Here is an 18800-nt window from a genome sequence, read left to right on the forward strand (position 1 = left end):
CAATAAAAAGTTATAAAAATATAAAATTAATTAAATTTTACTAATAACTATATGATTATTAGTATTTTTAATTTCAACAGGTAAAACGTGAGGGAGTAAATTTAAAAAGTTATCGAGATCTGTTGCGCTAAAAGTCCCCGACAACATCATATTGCTTACCGTGCTATCAGTAAATTCAAAATGAGTATCATGATAACGATTAAACTCAGCAAACACTTCATCTAAAGGTGCGTTATTAAATATTAAGCGCCCATCACGCCACGCAGCAACAAGATGTGGGTTTACGTTTTGTACAGCCATACCTTGCTCATTAAATAGTACTTGCTGGCCTTGTACTAACTCAATTAAATGTTGCTTGTTTTGCACTTTGACACGCCCGTGTTCGACACTGATTCGTGTGCTATTTTGTTTTTTATCAACACTAAAGCGTGTCCCAAGTACGGTTATTTTTGTGTTATCAGCGATGACAATAAAAGGGCGTTGTGGATCGCTGGCAACATCAAATAACGCGCGGCCTTGGATGAGGTTATTTACCCGTTGATTAGCATCGAAAGCTAATGTCAGGTGAGTTTGCGCATCAAGGCTTAATTGCGAACCATCAGGTAGCGCAACATCAAATTGCTCACTTCGGGCTGATTGATACTGTGCGCTGTAATGTGCACTGGTGTCATTTTGCGGCCAAAATTGATAACTAGTTATGCTGACCATAAATAATGCCACACACGCAGCAATCGCCCACAATGGCGATACACGCTTGGTGGTTGATATATTAAGTTGTGTAATATCACTATCAGAAAATTGTGTTAATAACTGATCTACTTGCTGGCTTTGTTGATATGCCGCCAGGTGCTCGGGGTTGGTATTAAGCCATGTTAAAAATGCGTGCTGTTGGTTTTTACTAAGCCCAGTTTTTTGTTGTTCAAGCCAAGCGTTTGCTTGCTGCTGAAGTTGCAACTGTGTTTGATGACGATCCATTTTCATTTTTCTCGTAATTATTTTTTTAGTGTATCGCGACATGCCAGCATGGCGATTGCCAAATGTTTTTCGACCATACTGACAGAAATACCCATTTGATCAGCGACTTGTTGATAACTCAAATTTTTAAATTTATAAAGCACAAATGCTTGTTTAGTTTTAAGTGGCAGCTGATCAATACAAGTATAAAGTAAATTGAGTTGTTGCTGGCTGGCTAATTTTGCTTCAGGCTCAAAATCAGTAGGTGCGATCAGTTCAATCTCAACAGGTTCTGCAAATTTTTTGCTACGTCTATAGTGATCAATAACAATATTTTTGGCGGTAGTAAAAAATAACGCCCGTTGATGGTTATCGTCTTGGCTTTGTTTATTAGTACGGTTGCTGAGTAGGCGAGTGTAAGCCTCTTGAACTATGTTCTCCGCTTTATCTCGACAGCCTACTGAACGAGAAATAAAGCTTAAGACCTCAGCGTAATATCGTTCCAATTCACACCTGTTTTGTTTCTAAAAAAGGAGGTGGATGCTAGCAGTTTATATCAGTAATGACAATTGTTATCGTTTGCGTGTTCAAGTACACACAAAGCAAAGGGCTTATAGTTGTAGTTTATAACGTATTAAAAAAAGTTAAGTGAACACCCAGTATGTATGCATACTGGGTGTTTAAGTAAAGTGAGGTTTAGAAATAGTAACCAATATTGATATTAAAGCGGCGTTCTGTTTCATCGCTGTCGCCAGCACTAGAACCACCAACAAATGGCTGATTACGTGCGTGCACTAAATCAAAGTAAGTAAATAAGCCACCAGCGGCGACAGATACACCCGTTACATTCATCCAGGTGTTTGCACTCTCATCAGACTTGTTGTAAATCATGCCGTAATCATTATAAAATTGCAGGTTACTGACCGGTCCCCATTGAACAGGCACGCTATACGCTACGTTGAATGTGCTCGTGGTTGCGCTGGCGGCAATCGAGTCATAAAACGCATACGAACCAACAGCAATGCGGTTGGTTTCATCTAGGTTATAGTCGTATTCGCCATGTTGTAGCTGAATATTCCACTTATTAATGGTGCTATTAAGGTGTAACGCCCAGGCGTTGTAGCTGCCCGCGCGATCTTGGCCGTCATGTAAACCACCCGCTAGAGCTGAGAGACCCACTTCGGTGGTCATGCCTTCGCCATGGTCAAAATAATAGGCATAGCGGCCTGTAAAGGTATTGTATTCACCAAGCTCTTTTGTTGGCTGTGCGTAAATGCCCTCGTCAACAGGACGGCTCCCTACAATATCATATGAATAGCGGTGACTACGATCTTCAACATAACCATCAACCCCACCAAGTTCATCATTTTTGAAAAAACCTAAGTCAAGCTGCCAATTGTCTGCGACTTGGCGTTTAAATATAACGCCTAAATCATGATCGTCTTCTAAACCAATGTAGTAATTGGTACTAAAAAAGTAGTTATGTGAGTTATAAGGGTCATTACCAAATGGGACTTTGGTAATACCAGCTTGTACTTGCCAATCATCAGCAAATTGATAACCAGCCCATGCAGATTTAATTGCGGTCATATAATCAAAAAAGCGAATTTCACCGCCAATTAATACACCGCCAACCTCGCCAGATACATTTAAACGGAAAATATCAAAGTCAAAATCGCCGCCGCGATTTTTATTTCCATCACTGTACGATGTATGGCTGTAATTAGTACGAATTGCGCCGCCAAATTTAACACCTGATTGGGCTGCTTCGGTGTTGTTCTCAGCTTGCTTGGCGATGGTTATATTTTGCTCTTCAAGCTGTTGATTAACCTTTGCTTGTTTCGCTTTTTCAGCAGCAAGTTGCTGTTGTAATTGCTGCATTTGTTGTTGTAACAGATTAAGCTGAGCTTGCATGGCATCGATATCAGATGCATTTGCAGTGCTAGTTGTTGCGCCTAGCATGGTCGCGAGGGCTAACTGTGAGAGTTTAAGCATGATAAATCGCTAAATTCGAAATGAGTATATATAGAATAAACTATTTCTTAATTTAACCCAAATATCTCAATTTATCGAATAATCTTAAGTTGCTGTTTTAACTAGTTTGAGTTGAGCTCTTACCTTCAGCTGGGCGAGTTATTATTCCAACTTCTAACAGGGGGGCTGCATCGAGACTTTGGGCGTCCATCATGGTTGCAATTCGTTGCATTGATGAGAGTAGCTGACTTTGCTCCCATTCTTCAAGTGCGGAAAACTGCTCAATAAAATGCTCTTGTAGCGGTTGCGGTGCGGCTTGCAAAATAGTTTCACCACTTTCGGTAAGGTAGAGGCTTACTCTGCGCTTATCTAGCTGACTACGTACACGGCTGACTAAATCTCGGTTTTCTAAGCGATCTAAAATATTGGTAACCGTGGCAGGGCTTAAATTTACATTTTGAGCGATGCGACTTGCTGTAATGCCATCTGTTTGCGCCACTTCAGTCATGATCAATAATTGTGGTCCGGTGAGGCCTGATGTTTTATTTAATTGTTTAGAATGAAGGTCAATCGCACGGATCACTTTGCGTAAAGAAACTAGTAACTCGTCATATTTTTGCATTTTTTATCTCATTAGAAGGTGATTTACGGCCAAGGTACGAGCGCAATCAATAAATATTACACATCTAATAAATAGAGTTCAAATAGATGTAGGTGATTAATGGCGTATTAATAGCTTTACAGTGGTCTATGATTGCTTTTTATTTAATTTGAGTTGAAATCAAAATTACTTCATTTCAATGCATTTTAATTAATTGTTTAGAGTACTCATCTTGCTAAAAGACAGTGACAGAGTGAGAAATTGTAAATTTGACATAAAAACTCACTAAATAATATTTACTAACTGGTTAGGTATTGGGTAAGGTGTGACAGGCTTTTCATTTTTATGGGACGTATTATGAAGTTATCTCCATCTGTAAGCATAGAACAAACTGATTCAGGCTTAGAATATATCAATGTAGCAAGCGAGTTTTGCAGTGCTAAAATCTTCTTGCAAGGTGCGCAACTCACTGAATTTACACCTAGCGGCAAAAAGCCATTAATTTGGGTGTCGAGTGAGGAAGATTACCAAGAAGGTAAAGGCATTAGAGGTGGCATTCCAATTTGTTGGCCATGGTTTGGCGTAAACCCTAACCCAGAATGGCCGATTCATGGTGTTGCGCGCACTAGTCTTTGGCGTGCAGATGAAGTGGCTGAGCAAGATGATGAAATTAAAGTGAGCTTAACTTTACCAATGGCACAGGTGGATGAAACTTATTGGCCGCATAAATCTAAATTAAAAGTTGAGTTTATCTTAACGTCAAAACTTGAAGTGCGTTTGACGACTACAAATTTGAGCAGCGAAACCATTACCTTTACCCAAGCATTACACACTTATTTCCCCACCCCTTCAATTGTTGATACTAAGGTTGATGGCTTGCAAGGTTCGAAGTATATAGAGTTTGACGAAGGGCCATTTGATCAAAATGAACTAGTTGGTTTTGCTCGTGAAACAGACATGGTTTATACCCAAGCATCAGAAACACAGCGTATTATCACGCCAGATGGCATTATTGAAGTCGGCCGTGAGAACTCAAGCTCTTGTGTATTGTGGAATCCATGGATTGATAAATCAAAGCGCTTATCTAATTTTGCTGACGATGAGTATCACACAATGCTTTGTTTAGAAGCCGCAAATGTAATGAATGACAGCGCGGTTGTTGCGCCCGGTGAAAGTCATACCCTAGCTACGACAATTAGCTGGGTATAGTCTATTTACTCACCTCATTTAAGCCAACTCACTATGTGGGTTGGCTTTTTAAGGATTTAACCACTGTGTTCGAAAACCATCAGCTAGATACTTTACCAAAACACCATATTATTGACTTTAAACCCCTTGCAGACAAAGCATTACTTTATACACAACTTAGTTGGTTGCTTTTTTATGTACCAGTTATGGCTGTATTGGCTGGTGTATGTGTGTTTAATGACGATTTTTCTAATTTTGCACAAACGCCTTTATTGATTGGCTTACCGATTATTTTACTGATCTCGTTAGCTTACAATGTGATAAGTGTGCGATTGAGGGGCGTGGCAGTACGTACTCATGATATTGCTTATCAAAAAGGGGTTATTTGGCAGCAAGTAACAATTTTACCGCTTTCTCGCATACAGCACACAGAAATTCACAGGGGCCCGTTGGAGCGAAGGCTAGGGCTTGCGAGTTTACGTTTATACAGTGCAGGTGGCATGAGCGCTGATTTAAATATTAGCGGGTTAAGCCATGATGATTGTAAAGATATCCGTCAGTTTATCCAAAAATACACCGAAGACAGGCAAGCGACCGAAAGTGAAGATTTAGTGATTGAAAAAGTTATCGACACTGGTAATGAGCAGTCAAATGGGTAATCTAAAATGGCAGCGAGTATCGCCTTGGGCGCTGGTTTATTTTGTGCTGCACTTTGCTTTTCGTTTTGTAAAAGACGGTATATTTAACCTTTTGCCTATTGGCATTGTATTTGTCACACAGGTACAGGACAAATTGTTTTGGGGTCAAATAGCGGGATCGGTGGCTGTTGTAGGATTACTCGTTTATTCGTTTGCTTATTATATAAATTTTCGATATTGCATTTCTGATGATCACGAAATCTTACTCAACAAAGGTGTATTTAAAAAAGAGCGCCTGACGCTTAATTTTTTGCGTGTACAAAACGTTAATATCGCTGAACCATTTTATTTTAAACCGCTAGGCTTAGTTAATTGCATTTTTGATGCCGCAGGGAGTACCAGCCAAGAGGCCGTTTTGCCTGGCGTTACCGTTAATTATGCAGAGCAGATGCGTGAGCGTGTACTGGCTTACAAACAAACGCAACAACCAGATGCCACTGCGCCAGAGGCGGATGATTTAGATGCAAGTGAACCACACCAGTGCCTTACATTAAGCAATAAAGAAGTCGCAAAGTTTGGTCTGATGTCGAACATGGCGATTTTAGCGCTGGCAGCGCTTGCGCCTTTTATGAATGTTGTATTTGAGTTTTTAGAAAAAGCAGTCATTAACCGTCTTGAGTCTTTTTATCAACAAGAAGTAGGCATGCTGGTAAATGCAGCTGCACTCGCTGTTTTTTCATTATTCGTATTTATTGTGCTAATCGCAGTATTACTGTCGGTGTTAATGTCGTTGATCCGCTTTTATAATTATGAGCTGTACTTTCATGGTGGAAAATTTAAGCGTATATCTGGGCTATTAGAGCGTCACCAGTTATCAGTGAGTCTTGATAAAGTTCAATCTATGCTTATTAAACAAAACCTTGTCGCACGTTTATTAAAGCGCTATACAGTGCAATGCTTGCAAGCAACCAGCGGTGGGTTTACTGCGGGCGCTAAGAGTAAGCAAAGCTTAGTCATGCCGGTGCTAACACTGGAGCAGGTAAAGCAAGCTTGCCAATGGGTGCATCCTTGGATTAATACCGAGGGATTTGATTTTAAAACGTTGAATTTTAAAGGAGTCGAAAAGGCGTTATTGATTAAAAATCTATTCTTATATGCATTTTTGCCGAGTTTGATCTTTGCTATATTTGGTTACTTTAATGAAGTAATAAACCCCTTTTATAGTGCGCTTAGTTTTACCCTACTCAGCATGTTAGTTTATTTATCTTATAAGCGTTATGGCTACTATTTCTATCAATATAAAGGTCGCTATTACGGTGTATTTCGCAGTGGTATGATCGGTGTTCAATACCGTGTGTTTGAATTATACAAAGCACAAAGTACGTATAGTGTAAGCACTTATTTTATGCGTAAAAGCGGCTTGAAAAGCATGTATATACAACTTGCGGCAGGCACTGTTTCAATGCCATACCTCAAGGCAGATGTAGCAAATGAGATAATTGACTTTACTTTATTTCAAGCTGAATCAGATCAACGCAGTTGGATGTAGTTAAATAAACCCAATTGCAAATAGTTATCAATTGCATTGATCTATTTTTAATTCTCACTATACTTAATGCCACCTTATCTCATTCATTGGAGGTTATGATGGCATTAACGCTTTGTTTAATTGCTTTTTGCTGTGTGCTGGTACTAATGTGTAATGTGCGTTGCGAGAGTAAAAAATCACAATTATGTGCCCGTTGTGGCGTGTTCGTTATTGGAGGCTTGATCACTTTAGCCATGTATAGCGCAGGATTAGGGGTATTACGTACCGTATTTGTGTTTGTTATCTCAATTTTTATCGTCAGTATGCTGGTCAGTTTAGTGCGACCGCTGGAGCTTGATTAGTTGTAAAAGTAGCACACGCTTTCTTACATTTTAATGCTCTCTTTTTATCTTGGTTATGGCCATAATAACGCCAATATAAAGATTCAGGGATCATGATGAAAAAGACCTTACTTGCCGCAGCGCTATTAGTTGCTACTAACGCACAGGCCGCTGTGCAATGGCAAACTATTCATACTGAGCATTTTAATGTTCACTTTAGCCCCGAAAGTGCTGATTGGGCTCGCTCAGCAGCCAATGAACTCGAAATTGTTCGTAGTAAAGTACTCAAACAACAAAACCGGGCGCTTGACGAAACCGTCGATGTGGTGGTGTTTGATCCTCTTAATGCCGCCAATGGTTTTGCATTACCAGTATCTAATAAACCATTGATGGCGCTTTTTACCACCCCCCCGCAGTCAGATACCGTTATTTCAAATAGCAGTGGTTGGCAACAGCTTCTTGTTTTGCATGAATATATTCATTTAGTTCATTTAGCGCAGCCAACGCGAAGTCATTGGCGCCAAGAATTGCGCGATATATGGGATGTATATGATATCGCGCATAGCGAAATACCGCGTTGGGCAGCTGAAGGGTATGCAACTTTGCTTGAATCTAAAATGACCGGGCGCGGGCGGCTCTTTGATAATTATAGCGAAGCAATCCTAATTGAATTTGCACAGCAAGGCGCATTACCAACTTATGGACAGTTAAGTAGCACTGAAGGTGGCTTTATGGCTGGCTCAATGGCGTATTTAATGGGTGTGCGCTATTTGAATTGGCTCGAGATTAATTATTCGCAGCAAACGCTCGATGCAGTATGGACGCGGATGCAAGGCGTTAAAAACCGTGAATTTGAAGAGGCGTTTACGGGCGTTTTTGGTGATTCACCGAGCAAACTTTATCGACGTTTTGTTGCTGAATATACTTTTCAAGCTATGAGCAAAGAGCAGGGCGAACAGGCGCTTACAAGTAAGCTGTGGCTTGAACTAGATTTATACGCGAGTAACCCTGCATTATCACCAAACAATCAACAGTTAGCTGTGGTTGAACGCGACCGTGATGGTAAAACTCAACTTAAAGTTTATAGCACGCAAGATAACGAAGAGGCATCAAAGAGGTTTAATAAGCAGCAGCAAGCGCTATTAGCTGATGATCCAAACGATATTATAGATACTGCGCCAAGTGTATTTAAGCGTAAGCAAAAGCACATTCTTAACCAGATTAATCATGCGGGTATTCAAAATCCACAATGGTTAAATGATGAGGTAATTTATTTTGGCGCTTTTAGTACTGAGGAGGAGGGCGCTAACAACCGAGTTGCAGATGTTTTTAGCTGGAATACGCAAACCGGTGACATTGAGAAACTGACTAACTTGGCAGGTATTAGACGTTTTAGTATTACTGATAATGGCCAAACACTCTATGCAGAGCAAGTGCGTGGTGGCTATTCTGAATTAGTTCGATTTGATGTCCAAACAGGTGTAAGTCACGCATTATTTGAGAAAGATTTAGCAGTTGTTTATGACTATCCAGTCCTTAGTCCAGATCAGCAGCAGTTAGCGTTTATAAAAACCGAGTTTAATCATAATTGGCAGTTGTATATACAAGATTTGCATGGTGCTAAAACGGTCGCGGTGCCCATGCCCGTAGGTTATCAATATCTTTCTCAGCCGAGTTGGAGCAGTGATGGAACTTCGGTACTTTTTGTTGCTGGATTAAATGGTGCTACAGATATTTATCGCTACAATTTAGCCGATGAAAGCTTACACAAATTAACTCAAGGGCAGCAGGCTGTTGCTAACCCACTTGCTATGCTGGATGACTCAGTGCTGTATTTTTCTATTGGCAGCGATGGCCCCGATGTGATGCAACTAAGAGTCGGTGATAATGCAGAGCTGGTCACTGATTTTGCGCCAAATAGTATAGCCCCAAAGTTGGTTGTTGATGAGCATACTTTGCCTGATGCTAAAGTTTATATGCAGCCGATAGGTGAGCAAACTAACTATGATATTTGGCAACAAAAAGCCACTTTAGCACTGGGGGAGCAATATAACTCAGCGTCAGCATCGTTATTTAGTCTAAGTGTAAAAGGCAGTGACTTACTTAAGCAGTTAGATTGGCAAGCAGGATACAGTATTGATCTACATGACTCTGCACTTAAAGGGGCGTTTGGGCAAGTGCGATACAGTGCACTCCCCGTTAAAATTAATGCCGAGTTATTTTCGTATGACCTTAATGCCGAAAAGCAGTATCAAACAGCCTTAAGTGCGCATTATGTTGCAACTGGGGGTTATCTGTCTGCAAATCTGCCACTACGCTTTGGCGAATTTAAGCTAGAGCCGGAGTTGGCATATAACTACACCGATTATGAGTATGCAGATAAATCCCTTAAAGATAATGCTAGCCAATGGTTACGAGCAGGTGTGAAGCAATCATGGCATTATGATCAGCAAGTATTTGCTATTGGCCAGGAGGTTAATGCCCGATGGTACACAGGCAAAGCACAAGCAAAGAGTTGGCAAGGTTATGATTTAGCTGCGAAGGTGTTTGGACAAGCCTATGATGTACCAATGTACGTTAGTTATCAGCAGCAATATCGTGATGATACACACCTTGTAATAGGTGGCTTTAGTTCATCGCTGATTTCAGCTAAAACGCACAGTGACATTGTATTTTCACCCGAGCTTCCCTTTTATAGCACTGTAGGTCAACGTTATCAGGGGTATGGCGGCGGTATTAGCTTGGAAGAGGGAATGCCATGGCTTTACTATAAACAGCACCAGGTGGATAGCCAAGTATACGCACAAAGCTATGGATTGAAGTGGCAAGGCCCTTTCAATTTTGGCTTAGGCCCTGCGGGCCTAAGTGATCTTAATTTTGATTTTGGTTTAGTCAGGGTTGAAGGTGACAGCTTTGAAGATGAGCTTAGAGGTTGGTTAGGGTTTTATTATTCTCTTTAATAGTGAAAGAGGCTTTTAAAGGCCTCTTTCAGCTTATCTATTCGTTATGTGTTTAATGGGTGTTGTTGCTTTTGCTGTCGGTTTTTTTGCGATTGTTTTTTACGTTTTCTGCGGCTAAACCATAGGTAAAAGCCAGTACCTGCAAGCCATACAGGGCTTAAACCAATCACGCACCATAGAATTTTACTGATTAACCCTGCAAAGTAGCCAAAGTGTAATTTTCTAAAACTATCAATAACTTTCCAGCCTACGGCTACTTCGCGAATATCCCAGTTAGCCATGTGTTTTCCGGTTAACTTGTTGTAAGTAACAGTATTTGCGTATTCACTGGCTAATGGGTTGTTGCTATCAACTTCACCAAATAAGGTAATATTTTCATCAGGCTCTAATGGCATAACTAAAAAAGTGGTATTAAACGTTGGCATTTGCTTTTTACTATCATCAAGAATAGCTTGAAAATTAATGGCATCGCTGTGCAGGTTTTTGGTCAGTACAAAGTGTTCTTCTTCTGCATGTTCAATCACCTCGTGATACCACACAGCCCAGTTAAAATAACCCCCCGTGATCGCTAAAATTAAAATAATCGGCGAGCCAAGCACACCTGTCATTTTGTGAATGTCACTCAGCACTATTTGTAACGTTGCACGCCAGCGCACTGAGAATAAACGCTGCCAAAATTTACGATAAATAATTAACCCTGTAATACCTAGTACAAGTAAAAACAATGCGAAGAAAAATCCTAAAACAGTGCCCGTTTGCCCTGGCAGTGCTTTTATGTCGTTGAGTAAAAAAGTGTAATGTAGTTCTAAAAACCAATCAGTGAAATAGTGACTAGTGCCTACCGGTTGAGAGAGAATGTCACCTGTATATTGATTTAAATGAAATTTATGCCAAATCCCCGTTCCGCGTTCAACTAAATAAACCCGATCAGCAGTATCATCACTAAATATTTCCCAGCTCCCGATCACGAATCGTGGGAATGCATTTTCGGTAATGGTAATTAAGCTATCGATTGGCTTTCGCTCAGAGGACGACGGCACAACAAAGTGGCTGTCAGGCATGAGTAAACCGTCTATTTCACTTTTAAATACTAATATGCTGCCAGTAATGCTGATCACAATCAGTGGGATCAATGCACAAAGAGCAAACCAACTATGAACTTTAAACAGTGTTTTTCTCATAAACCCAGTAATCACAACAGTAAATAATGACGTATGATAACAATTCGCAATGTTATTTCAATTGCTGTTATTGTTTTTTAACATTTACAGCAGTAAACCAGCGGGAGATAACAGGAACTGTAATGGTAACTTGCCAGTTGACGAGTGAGTTTATTTTGGCGCATTATCTGCAGGTATTATCATCATTTATTCTGGTATTTAGTTTTTTACCGTTACTTAATAAAAATCACAGCGTGTCAGGGTTATCGTTAGCATCAAGTTGACAGTGAAGTGTTCGCACAGAGCTATGGCATTAAATGGTAAGACTCAATTGGCTTTGGCCTAGCAAGTGCGGGTATCAATGATCTTCATGTTGATTTTGGTTTGGTAAAAAGTAGAAGGCGATAGCTTCGAGGGTGAGCTAAGAGGATGGTTAGGTTTTTATTACTCTCCTTTATTACGCTAATGCCTTGATGTACTTCAAGGCATTTTACTTAACCGACTTCAAACCGCCGATACTCTTGCTGAATTTGTTTGGGTTGGGCTCATTTCTTTTTAGTAAAAACTGACGCCAGCTTTGCAGCATATACACTGCGCTGCGTCTCATCTCGCTCAAGCTTTATAGCTTGCTCCAACAGCCTTCTAGTGGCACCTAAATGACCTTGTTGATAGCGAATTTTTGCTAATGCTACATAGGGCTCTGATAAGTAAGGGGCTTTATCTATGGCTTGATTGATATATTTTTTAGCAGGCAGATATTGCCCGCTTAATGCCTCAGTTTCACCTAACACAATTAGCTGATAAGGATCTTTCTCCGTTAGATCTAATTTTTGGTTAATCTGTTCAACCAGCATCTCATTGCCAATATCTTCAGCCAATGATTTGTAATTGCTTAATAAGTTTAAGCTTTCTAGTTGATGGTCAAATGCACTTTGGTAAATACGATGAGTTGTTGCTTGATCATTCACGCGTTTGTGAAGAATAGCGGCTAAATTGAACAACTCAGGGTCATCAGGCGTGAACGTATTGGCTTTCGTTAATAAGCTATAAGCTAAATTGTAGTTTTCTTGCAACAGCGCTTCTGCTGCGAGATTACTGTAATACTTTGCAATGAGATCGTTAATGTCTGCACTACCAGAGTAAAAACTCCCTCTTGATGGAAAGTAATCAACGATGACACCAGGGCGGATAAAAGCGATTTTACCTTCTTGCTTTTTAAGTGGTTTATACAGCTTTGTTCTAAAATGATTTGCGATAAATACCAAATTACCTTCTTTGGCGTAAACAGGCTCACTGGTCATTTCTTGAAAGGCTGTTTCAAGCCCAATAACATTGGCATATGCTTGAGTCACAATGGCTAGGCTTATACAATTGCCGTGGGCTTTCTCGAGCGCTTGCGAAGCCGTTAACGTATCACCATGGTAAGTAAACCCGTCTAAACTGCTTTCAATGTAATTATATAAAATGAGTTCGTCAGATTCGCCTAGTAAGCGGTTCGCCTTTACGTAAGCAATAAATTTTTGCTGTTCTTGCTGTGGAAGTTGAAAAAGTTGCTGCTGAGCAGGCACGAATTCAAGTGTGAATAGCGAATGATTAATCAGCTGCGTTAGTGAGGGGGGCTCCTGAGTTGAGGGGGCTTTGGGTGTTGTAGTTGAGGCGCACCCCGCCAGTAAACCTAAAAAAAATATAAAAGAAAACTTCATAATCTCTCCGCTTATTCTTAAATTACGCTGAAGCGCACTTTATAATCAAGCAAGAAAATCAGCCTGGGTTGCCATCTCTTCCTTACTCAATTTGATGCTAAACATGTGTAAAAGCCGTTTATACTGTAATGTAAACTTGCCAACAAAGCTTGTCTTTTTTTTCATCAATAGTTGCTTGCGAAAATAAGTTATATACAATGCCGCGCCTTACATAAAACAAATAAAAACAGTGATTTACAATTTTAATTTGTTTTGTTTAAAGTCTGATAACTTATTAACCAATTAATAACGAGCGAGGTTTATTTTGGCGCATTATCTGCCGATATTATCATCATTTATTCTAGTATTTAGTTTTTTACCGTTACTTAATAAAATACGTAAAAATCGCAGTGTGTCAGGGTTATCGTTATTGATGATGACATTTGGTGTTGCGCAAAGTGTCTACTTTATTACTTTTAATTTATACTTTGAGCGGTATTACATGGTGTTACCGTTTGTAGTGACTGGTGGTTTAAGCGGCTTGATTTTGTACTATTTTGCCCGCTATAACGCAAAGCGAGAGGAGCGAATTCAATTAGCAGCGATGCTTGGCTTCTCACTTTTACCATTTTTACTCTTACTAAACCCTGAGCTTGAGATTGCAAAAGTGCTGACGTGGTTAACGTTTGTAGGGCTAATTATGAGTTCGGTAAGGGTAATGCCACAAACTTATAAAACACTACGCAGTGGCGATATAAGTAACTTAAGTGCGCGTTACTTTAGCCTGCAATTTTTAGCGGGTGTGTGTGGTTTATTTGCAGAATTGGCGATGGTTGTACCAAGCACTTCGCATATCTTAACATTTGTGATGATACTACTTACTAATGCCGCACAACTGGGCTGTATTCAATACTATAAAATGCGCCCTGCAATAATCTAAAATGTGTTTGAATAGTCAACAATTAATTCCAAACCAGCTGATTGTATGGCAAATTATCCTATCTTCAATGAAACAAGGATAGAGAATGAATTGGGATCAGCTCGGTTATTTATGCCGAATATATTCATCTGCAAATGAAATTAGTGACTCGGAGCAAAATCAATTACGCTCCGCGACGCACTTAAATATTTATAAACAGGGTCAACCGCAAAGCCAGCTTGCAACAAAGTTGGCTAAGCAGCTGGTCGATAATCCAAATCCGAGTCAGCAAAAACAACTTTCAACGTGCTATGCAAAGCTGCCGAGCATCATTACATCGCCTTCATTTGATTATAAAAATAAACTCGGCTATTTAGCGGTTTTATTCGGTATTTTCATTGTTATTAGCGCTATTTATCAAGTGTTTGTGATCCCCGCGTTTATAGAAATACTCGGCACTCATAATATCAATTTGCCACATTCTTTAAATCAATACGCGCAGTATTGGTATGTTGCTATTGTGTTGTTGGCTATGTTATTTACCATTGTGTGTATCACTATTCTTAAACTTCATGATGCCTGCAACTTAGCGTCTACAGAGCCATTTACAGGGATGTTTGGTGTCATCATACCAAAGCAGATCAAGCAGCAATACGCCATACTGATGGCAATTTTTGGCTTTTTTGAGCAAGACTCGAAAAACAAGGCGACCTTACCTGAAATAATGCACCTACAAAGCTGCCAGTTGCATGGCCTTGCTCTGGGCGACGAGTTTGCATATTTAGTTGAGCAAAAATTACGGTTATTAAATGATGCAGCAAAAAAACAGATCAACAAACTTATTTACCTATTTAGCGCCATTTTGGTTTTAGTTATTTATTTGTTTTTACAACAAGCGTACAAACCTATTTTTATTATTGGAGAAATAGTATGAGGCATAAAGGATTTACACTCATTGAGTTAATGGTCGTTGTGGCTATTATAGGTATTTTGGCGTCTATTGCATTGCCGCAATATAGTAAATACTTACAACGCAGTGAATTGGTTGACCCCTTGGCAATGGCGGCTGCAATTCGCGAAGACGTCACTGCTTTTTATTTAGAGCAAGGGCGATTTCCTGCAAATAATGAACAGGCAGGCGTACCCGCGAGTGAATTTTTAATTGGTAATCGCGTTACTGGGATCAGCGTAGATGGCGGCGCCATTCATATTAGCTTAGGTAACAAAGCTTCTGCGCCTTTACAAAATACGGTACTTACATTTCGTCCTGCGGTTGTGATGGGGAGCCCAACAAGCCCGATTGCTTGGCTGTGTGGGTTTGATAAACCTGTTACTGGTATGCAAGCGATAGGGGAGAATAAAACCACAGTCCCTAAAGATATTTTGCCCTCTTCGTGTTTAAACATTAAGTTATAAATACCTCATTAATTAGGAAAGCAGATGCAATTAACGATTCATCAAATTGATGCATTCACCAGTGAATTATTTAAAGGTAACTATGCTGCGGTAATCGATGTTGAAGCGTGGCTCAGTGATGAGCTTATGCTACAAATAGGCGCTGAGAATAATGTGTCTGAAACCGCGTTTACGTGCAAACAAGCCGATGGAAGCTTTGCAATACGTTGGTTTTCACCATTAATGGAAATTGATTTTTGCGGCCATGCCACACTTGCCGCGGCTTTTGTGTTGTGTGAACAGCATGATGTAAAGCAAGTAACGTTTCATGCACCTGCGGTAGGTGAGCTAATTATCAATAAAAATGATGATGCTAGCTTTGCTATGACCTTCCCGAAGCAAGCACCGAGTGAGGCTGAGAATATACCTTCAGAGTTGTTTGATGGCTTGTCTATACAACCAATTAAGGTGTTGAAAAATCAGCAGGCTTACTTTGTTATTTATGAAAATGAGGAAGATGTCGTTCACCTTAAAACAGACTCTAGTTTGCTCAAAACCTTATATCCGTTAGATGTAGTTGCGACGGCTAAAAGTTCAGAATATGATTTTATCTCACGTTATTTTTGGCCTGCAAGTGGTGGCGATGAAGACTTTGTAACTGGCTCAATTCATACGGGTCTTGCGCCTTACTGGGCGCAGCAATTAGGTAAAAAGTCACTCAGCGCGTATCAAGCTTCAAGCCGGGGTGGGCATATGCAATGTGATGTAGGTGATCATACAGTGACTTTAACAGGGCGGGCTGTACGCTATATGCAAGGCACGATTTATTTATAACTGATATTTATAACTGCTATTTATAACTGCTATTTGGTGCTGCCTTGCGGAAGTTTAATGGTGATTTGCGCGCCATGTTCGGTATTTGCTAACTGTAGCTGGCCGTTGTGCTTTTGTATTATGTCGTTACATAGTGCGAGTCCAAGCCCGTTGCCGGTTTTTTTAGTGGTGTATAAAGGCTGGATTGCGTGCTCTAGATTAGCAAAACCTGGGCCGTTGTCGGTCAGTTGCAGTATTTGTATATCGGCTTGGTGAAAGCAACGTAAGGTTATACATGCAGGACTGTGAGTGGCCTCAAATGTATTTTTAAATACATTAATTAACAGTTGCTCAATAAGTAGCTTATCAGCAAAGCATTGCGACTCGCCTGCAAAATTAAGTTGAATATTTTGCTCGGCAGCATTGAGAGTCGCCAAGACTTTTAAATCAAAGTAGTGTGGCTTTGCTGCAGGCAAGCGGCTTAATTCTGAGTAGGCTTTTATAAACTGCAGCAGTGATTCACTGCGTGATTTTACTCGCGTTAATACTTGTCTTGTTTGTTTTTCATTTAGTGTTTCTGTGCTTAGTAGTGTATCTGTCATAGATGCCATGGGGGTCAGCGAGTTATTTAACTCATGCGATAAAATACGAATTAAATCAGCTTGGGATTGACGTTTTGCATCTTGCAGTTGATGACCAATATAACTGGCGGTAATAAGTGTTTGTTTTGTATCATTGAGCGCAATACGTTGCACTTGCCAATTTTGATTTAATTTAGCATGACTACATTGTTTATCTTTAACTGTAAAACCGCATTCAGCCATACTCATACCCCGTAGTAGCGGCGTTTTAAGTTGCTGATACATCGGATGATTGAAGAAAATAAGCTGCTCTTGCTCGTTAAATAGGGCTACTGGATGGGGCCAGTGTTGAAATAGCCCGTCGATCAAATGCGTTGATTGTGGTGCAGGCTTGTTAAATAGCGTTTCAATTTGTGCACCGAGAGCCGTCCATGGTGAGCTTGGATCTTTGTAACCTAAGCTAAGGTTACTTTGCCCTTGTTGTTTTGCATCAATGTAGGCTTGCAGCTGAGCAACAGGCGAAAAATAAGCGTTAAATAGCCTGTAGATACACATAATAAGCAGGTAACTAAGGCAAATAGCCAAAGTGGTAGTTAGCAGTACGTCTTGGCTGAATTGGTAAATCCAGCCTGTACTTGGCACAATAATAGCGCAAAAAATACCAGTGAACGTGCTAATTACCTTGGCTTTATGACTCACTTTAAAGTTACTCATCAAACCCCTCTAGTTGGTATTTTTCCATCCGTCGGTACAGCGCATTACGTGAAATACCTAAACTTTTTGCCGCCGCAGTTATTTGTTGGTTATGCTGTTGTAGTACGTCAGTGATTCTTTGTTTTTCAAGCTCTTCAAGTGTGAGTTGTGGAATTAATTGGCTTTTACTTGTTTGGCTATCCAGCATTATATGGGCTAATTCGATGACACTCTGCGTGCAAATCAACATAGCGCGTTCTATTACATGGCTTAGCTCACGAATATTACCGGGCCAGCTATGGTTGCATAGCAGCTCTTCAACGCTTTGGGATAATGTGCAAGGCGACTTGTTATATTTACCAGCAAACTGATTAATAAAATGTGCGGCGAGTGGCAATATATCGTCTTTTCGTTCACGCAGAGCTGGGAGCGTGATCACAAAGGTGTTTAAGCGATAATATAAATCTTGGCGAAATTGCCCGTTTGTAATCGCGCTGGCTAAGTCTTGATTGGTTGCTGCAATTAGGCGTACGTTAACCTGCTCACTGTTGTTTGCGCCCAGCGGTGTAAATTCACCGGTTTCGAGTACTTGCAATAATTTAGGCTGTAAATGAAACGGTAAAGTGCCTATTTCATCCATAAATAAGGTGCCATTTTTGGCGCGGCTAAACGCACCAGTGCGGTCTTGCTTAGCGTCGGTAAACGCGCCTTTATGATGACCGAATAGCTCACTTTCAAATAGAGACTCTGCAACAGCACCCATATTTAGGCTCACAAAGGGGGCTTCACTGCGTGCGCTTAATTGGTGGATACGCTTGGCTAGTTGTGATTTACCCGTGCCGTTTTCTCCTAAAATTAATAAGTTAGCATCGGTTGGTGCAAGCTGTGTTATTAGGGTATTGAGCGATTGCATCGCGCTGGAGTATGCTATCCAATCACTTTGTGTCGGCTGCGTAGTAATAGGCTTAATGTGATTAGCTATTTGGCTGAGTAATTTTTCTTTTCGCCATGGTTTTTCAATAAAATCTTTAGCGCCAGTTTGTAACCCGGTTACTGCAAGTTCAATATTTGCCCATGCAGTCATTAGCATAACGGGAATATCCAATGGCGTGATTTGCTCTAGTAGTGCAAGACCTTCCTTTCCTGAAGTTGTATCACGGGTGAAGTTCATGTCCAGTAACACCAGCGCAGGCGTTAACCGACAGAGCAATTGCATGCATTGGCTTGGTCCATCAGCTTCAACCACACGATAGCCTGCCTGCTCTAAAAGTAGTGATAGGGCAAAGCGAATGTCATCGTCGTCATCAACAACTAAAATAGTGTGTGGGGTCATTGTGGTTGTAATGGCAGCGTATGCTGCCATCTCCTTAAAA

17 protein-coding genes are annotated in these 18800 nt (G+C 40.4%); 9 read left to right on the plus strand and 8 right to left on the minus strand.

The genetic code is table 11. The features are described 5' to 3' along the window. Nucleotides 1-30 precede the first annotated feature (30 nt). From A7967_RS09095 to A7967_RS09110, 4 genes are all read right to left on the minus strand, one after another. Nucleotides 31-981 carry a FecR family protein gene (locus tag A7967_RS09095; protein WP_231659060.1) on the minus strand — a complete coding sequence of 317 codons (951 nt, stop codon included), beginning with the start codon at nucleotides 979-981 and terminating at the stop codon, nucleotides 31-33. 11 nt (nucleotides 982-992) lie between these two features. Continuing rightward, on the minus strand, nucleotides 993-1460 hold the full coding sequence (locus A7967_RS09100) for an RNA polymerase sigma factor (RefSeq protein ID WP_054205841.1): 468 nt from the start codon (nucleotides 1458-1460) through the stop codon (nucleotides 993-995). A gap of 190 nt (nucleotides 1461-1650) precedes the next feature. Continuing rightward, nucleotides 1651-2949: a porin family protein gene (locus A7967_RS09105; protein WP_054205842.1), complete on the minus strand. Its 1299-nt coding sequence runs from the start codon at nucleotides 2947-2949 to the stop codon at nucleotides 1651-1653. Between the two features lie 97 nt (nucleotides 2950-3046). Further along, nucleotides 3047-3550, minus strand: coding sequence for a MarR family winged helix-turn-helix transcriptional regulator (locus A7967_RS09110; RefSeq protein ID WP_054205843.1), 504 nt, complete (start codon nucleotides 3548-3550; stop codon nucleotides 3047-3049). A gap of 336 nt (nucleotides 3551-3886) precedes the next feature. Here A7967_RS09110 and A7967_RS09115 point away from each other — a divergent pair, with 336 nt between their 5' ends. From A7967_RS09115 to A7967_RS09135, 5 genes are all read left to right on the plus strand, one after another. Beyond that, nucleotides 3887-4738: a D-hexose-6-phosphate mutarotase gene (locus tag A7967_RS09115; protein ID WP_054205844.1), complete on the plus strand. Its 852-nt coding sequence runs from the start codon at nucleotides 3887-3889 to the stop codon at nucleotides 4736-4738. Nucleotides 4739-4803: 65 nt separating this feature from the next. Continuing rightward, on the plus strand, nucleotides 4804-5376 hold the full coding sequence (locus A7967_RS09120) for a PH domain-containing protein (RefSeq protein ID WP_054205898.1): 573 nt from the start codon (nucleotides 4804-4806) through the stop codon (nucleotides 5374-5376). Next, a complete protein-coding gene (locus A7967_RS09125; RefSeq protein ID WP_082916327.1) occupies nucleotides 5369-6904 on the plus strand; it encodes a PH domain-containing protein in 1536 nt (511 codons plus the stop codon). The genes A7967_RS09120 and A7967_RS09125 overlap by 8 nt, the downstream gene beginning before the upstream one ends. A 95-nt stretch (nucleotides 6905-6999) precedes the next feature. Then, the gene (locus tag A7967_RS09130; protein WP_157601505.1) at nucleotides 7000-7245 is read left to right on the plus strand and encodes a hypothetical protein; all 246 of its coding nucleotides are present in this window, start codon (nucleotides 7000-7002) and stop codon (nucleotides 7243-7245) included. A 95-nt stretch (nucleotides 7246-7340) separates the two neighbouring features. Next, a complete protein-coding gene (locus A7967_RS09135; RefSeq protein ID WP_064435640.1) occupies nucleotides 7341-10184 on the plus strand; it encodes a TolB family protein in 2844 nt (947 codons plus the stop codon). A gap of 44 nt (nucleotides 10185-10228) precedes the next feature. Here the strand turns inward: A7967_RS09135 and A7967_RS09140 are convergent, their stop codons facing one another. Together A7967_RS09140 and A7967_RS09145 are read right to left on the minus strand one after the other, a co-directional pair. Next, on the minus strand, nucleotides 10229-11365 hold the full coding sequence (locus tag A7967_RS09140; RefSeq protein WP_054454328.1) for a PepSY-associated TM helix domain-containing protein: 1137 nt from the start codon (nucleotides 11363-11365) through the stop codon (nucleotides 10229-10231). A gap of 524 nt (nucleotides 11366-11889) precedes the next feature. Then, nucleotides 11890-13047 (minus strand): tetratricopeptide repeat protein, encoded by a 1158-nt coding sequence (locus A7967_RS09145; RefSeq protein WP_054205849.1) that lies wholly within the window; start codon nucleotides 13045-13047, stop codon nucleotides 11890-11892. A 304-nt stretch (nucleotides 13048-13351) separates the two neighbouring features. Between A7967_RS09145 and A7967_RS09150 the strand changes: the two genes are divergently transcribed. The 4 genes from A7967_RS09150 to A7967_RS09165 all read left to right on the plus strand — a co-directional run bounded on the left by A7967_RS09150 (nucleotide 13352) and on the right by A7967_RS09165 (nucleotide 16174). Next, nucleotides 13352-13966 (plus strand): PQ-loop domain-containing transporter, encoded by a 615-nt coding sequence (locus tag A7967_RS09150; protein WP_054205850.1) that lies wholly within the window; start codon nucleotides 13352-13354, stop codon nucleotides 13964-13966. 85 nt (nucleotides 13967-14051) lie between these two features. After that, nucleotides 14052-14879, plus strand: coding sequence for a hypothetical protein (locus tag A7967_RS09155; protein WP_054205851.1), 828 nt, complete (start codon nucleotides 14052-14054; stop codon nucleotides 14877-14879). Beyond that, the gene (locus A7967_RS09160) at nucleotides 14876-15361 is read left to right on the plus strand and encodes a pilin (RefSeq protein WP_054205852.1); all 486 of its coding nucleotides are present in this window, start codon (nucleotides 14876-14878) and stop codon (nucleotides 15359-15361) included. The genes A7967_RS09155 and A7967_RS09160 overlap by 4 nt, the downstream gene beginning before the upstream one ends. 24 nt (nucleotides 15362-15385) lie before the next feature. Further along, the gene (locus A7967_RS09165; protein ID WP_054205853.1) at nucleotides 15386-16174 is read left to right on the plus strand and encodes a PhzF family phenazine biosynthesis protein; all 789 of its coding nucleotides are present in this window, start codon (nucleotides 15386-15388) and stop codon (nucleotides 16172-16174) included. A gap of 29 nt (nucleotides 16175-16203) precedes the next feature. Here the strand turns inward: A7967_RS09165 and A7967_RS09170 are convergent, their stop codons facing one another. Beyond that, nucleotides 16204-17448, minus strand: a complete 1245-nt coding sequence (locus A7967_RS09170) for a sensor histidine kinase (protein ID WP_054205854.1) — start codon at nucleotides 17446-17448, stop codon at nucleotides 16204-16206. Continuing rightward, on the minus strand, nucleotides 17441-18790 hold the full coding sequence (locus tag A7967_RS09175; RefSeq protein ID WP_231659061.1) for a sigma-54-dependent transcriptional regulator: 1350 nt from the start codon (nucleotides 18788-18790) through the stop codon (nucleotides 17441-17443). The genes A7967_RS09170 and A7967_RS09175 overlap by 8 nt, the downstream gene beginning before the upstream one ends. Nucleotides 18791-18800: the final 10 nt, after the last annotated feature.

The sequence above is a fragment of the Pseudoalteromonas neustonica genome, from assembly GCF_001653135.1.
Taxonomy (GTDB): Bacteria; Pseudomonadota; Gammaproteobacteria; order Enterobacterales; family Alteromonadaceae; genus Pseudoalteromonas; species Pseudoalteromonas neustonica.

Excerpts from the sequence above, each read along its gene's own strand:
- A7967_RS09095 (WP_231659060.1), bottom strand. The coding sequence starts at position 981 with ATGAAAATGGATCGTCATCAAACACAGTTGCAACTTCAGCAGCAAGCA.
- A7967_RS09105 (WP_054205842.1), bottom strand. The coding sequence starts at position 2,949 with ATGCTTAAACTCTCACAGTTAGCCCTCGCGACCATGCTAGGCGCAACA.
- A7967_RS09110 (WP_054205843.1), bottom strand. The coding sequence starts at position 3,550 with ATGCAAAAATATGACGAGTTACTAGTTTCTTTACGCAAAGTGATCCGT.
- A7967_RS09115 (WP_054205844.1), top strand. The coding sequence starts at position 3,887 with ATGAAGTTATCTCCATCTGTAAGCATAGAACAAACTGATTCAGGCTTA.
- A7967_RS09125 (WP_082916327.1), top strand. The coding sequence starts at position 5,369 with ATGGGTAATCTAAAATGGCAGCGAGTATCGCCTTGGGCGCTGGTTTAT.
- A7967_RS09130 (WP_157601505.1), top strand. The coding sequence starts at position 7,000 with ATGATGGCATTAACGCTTTGTTTAATTGCTTTTTGCTGTGTGCTGGTA.
- A7967_RS09135 (WP_064435640.1), top strand. The coding sequence starts at position 7,341 with ATGAAAAAGACCTTACTTGCCGCAGCGCTATTAGTTGCTACTAACGCA.
- A7967_RS09140 (WP_054454328.1), bottom strand. The coding sequence starts at position 11,365 with ATGAGAAAAACACTGTTTAAAGTTCATAGTTGGTTTGCTCTTTGTGCA.
- A7967_RS09145 (WP_054205849.1), bottom strand. The coding sequence starts at position 13,047 with ATGAAGTTTTCTTTTATATTTTTTTTAGGTTTACTGGCGGGGTGCGCC.
- A7967_RS09155 (WP_054205851.1), top strand. The coding sequence starts at position 14,052 with ATGAATTGGGATCAGCTCGGTTATTTATGCCGAATATATTCATCTGCA.
- A7967_RS09160 (WP_054205852.1), top strand. The coding sequence starts at position 14,876 with ATGAGGCATAAAGGATTTACACTCATTGAGTTAATGGTCGTTGTGGCT.
- A7967_RS09165 (WP_054205853.1), top strand. The coding sequence starts at position 15,386 with ATGCAATTAACGATTCATCAAATTGATGCATTCACCAGTGAATTATTT.
- A7967_RS09170 (WP_054205854.1), bottom strand. The coding sequence starts at position 17,448 with ATGAGTAACTTTAAAGTGAGTCATAAAGCCAAGGTAATTAGCACGTTC.
- A7967_RS09175 (WP_231659061.1), bottom strand. The coding sequence starts at position 18,790 with ATGGCAGCATACGCTGCCATTACAACCACAATGACCCCACACACTATT.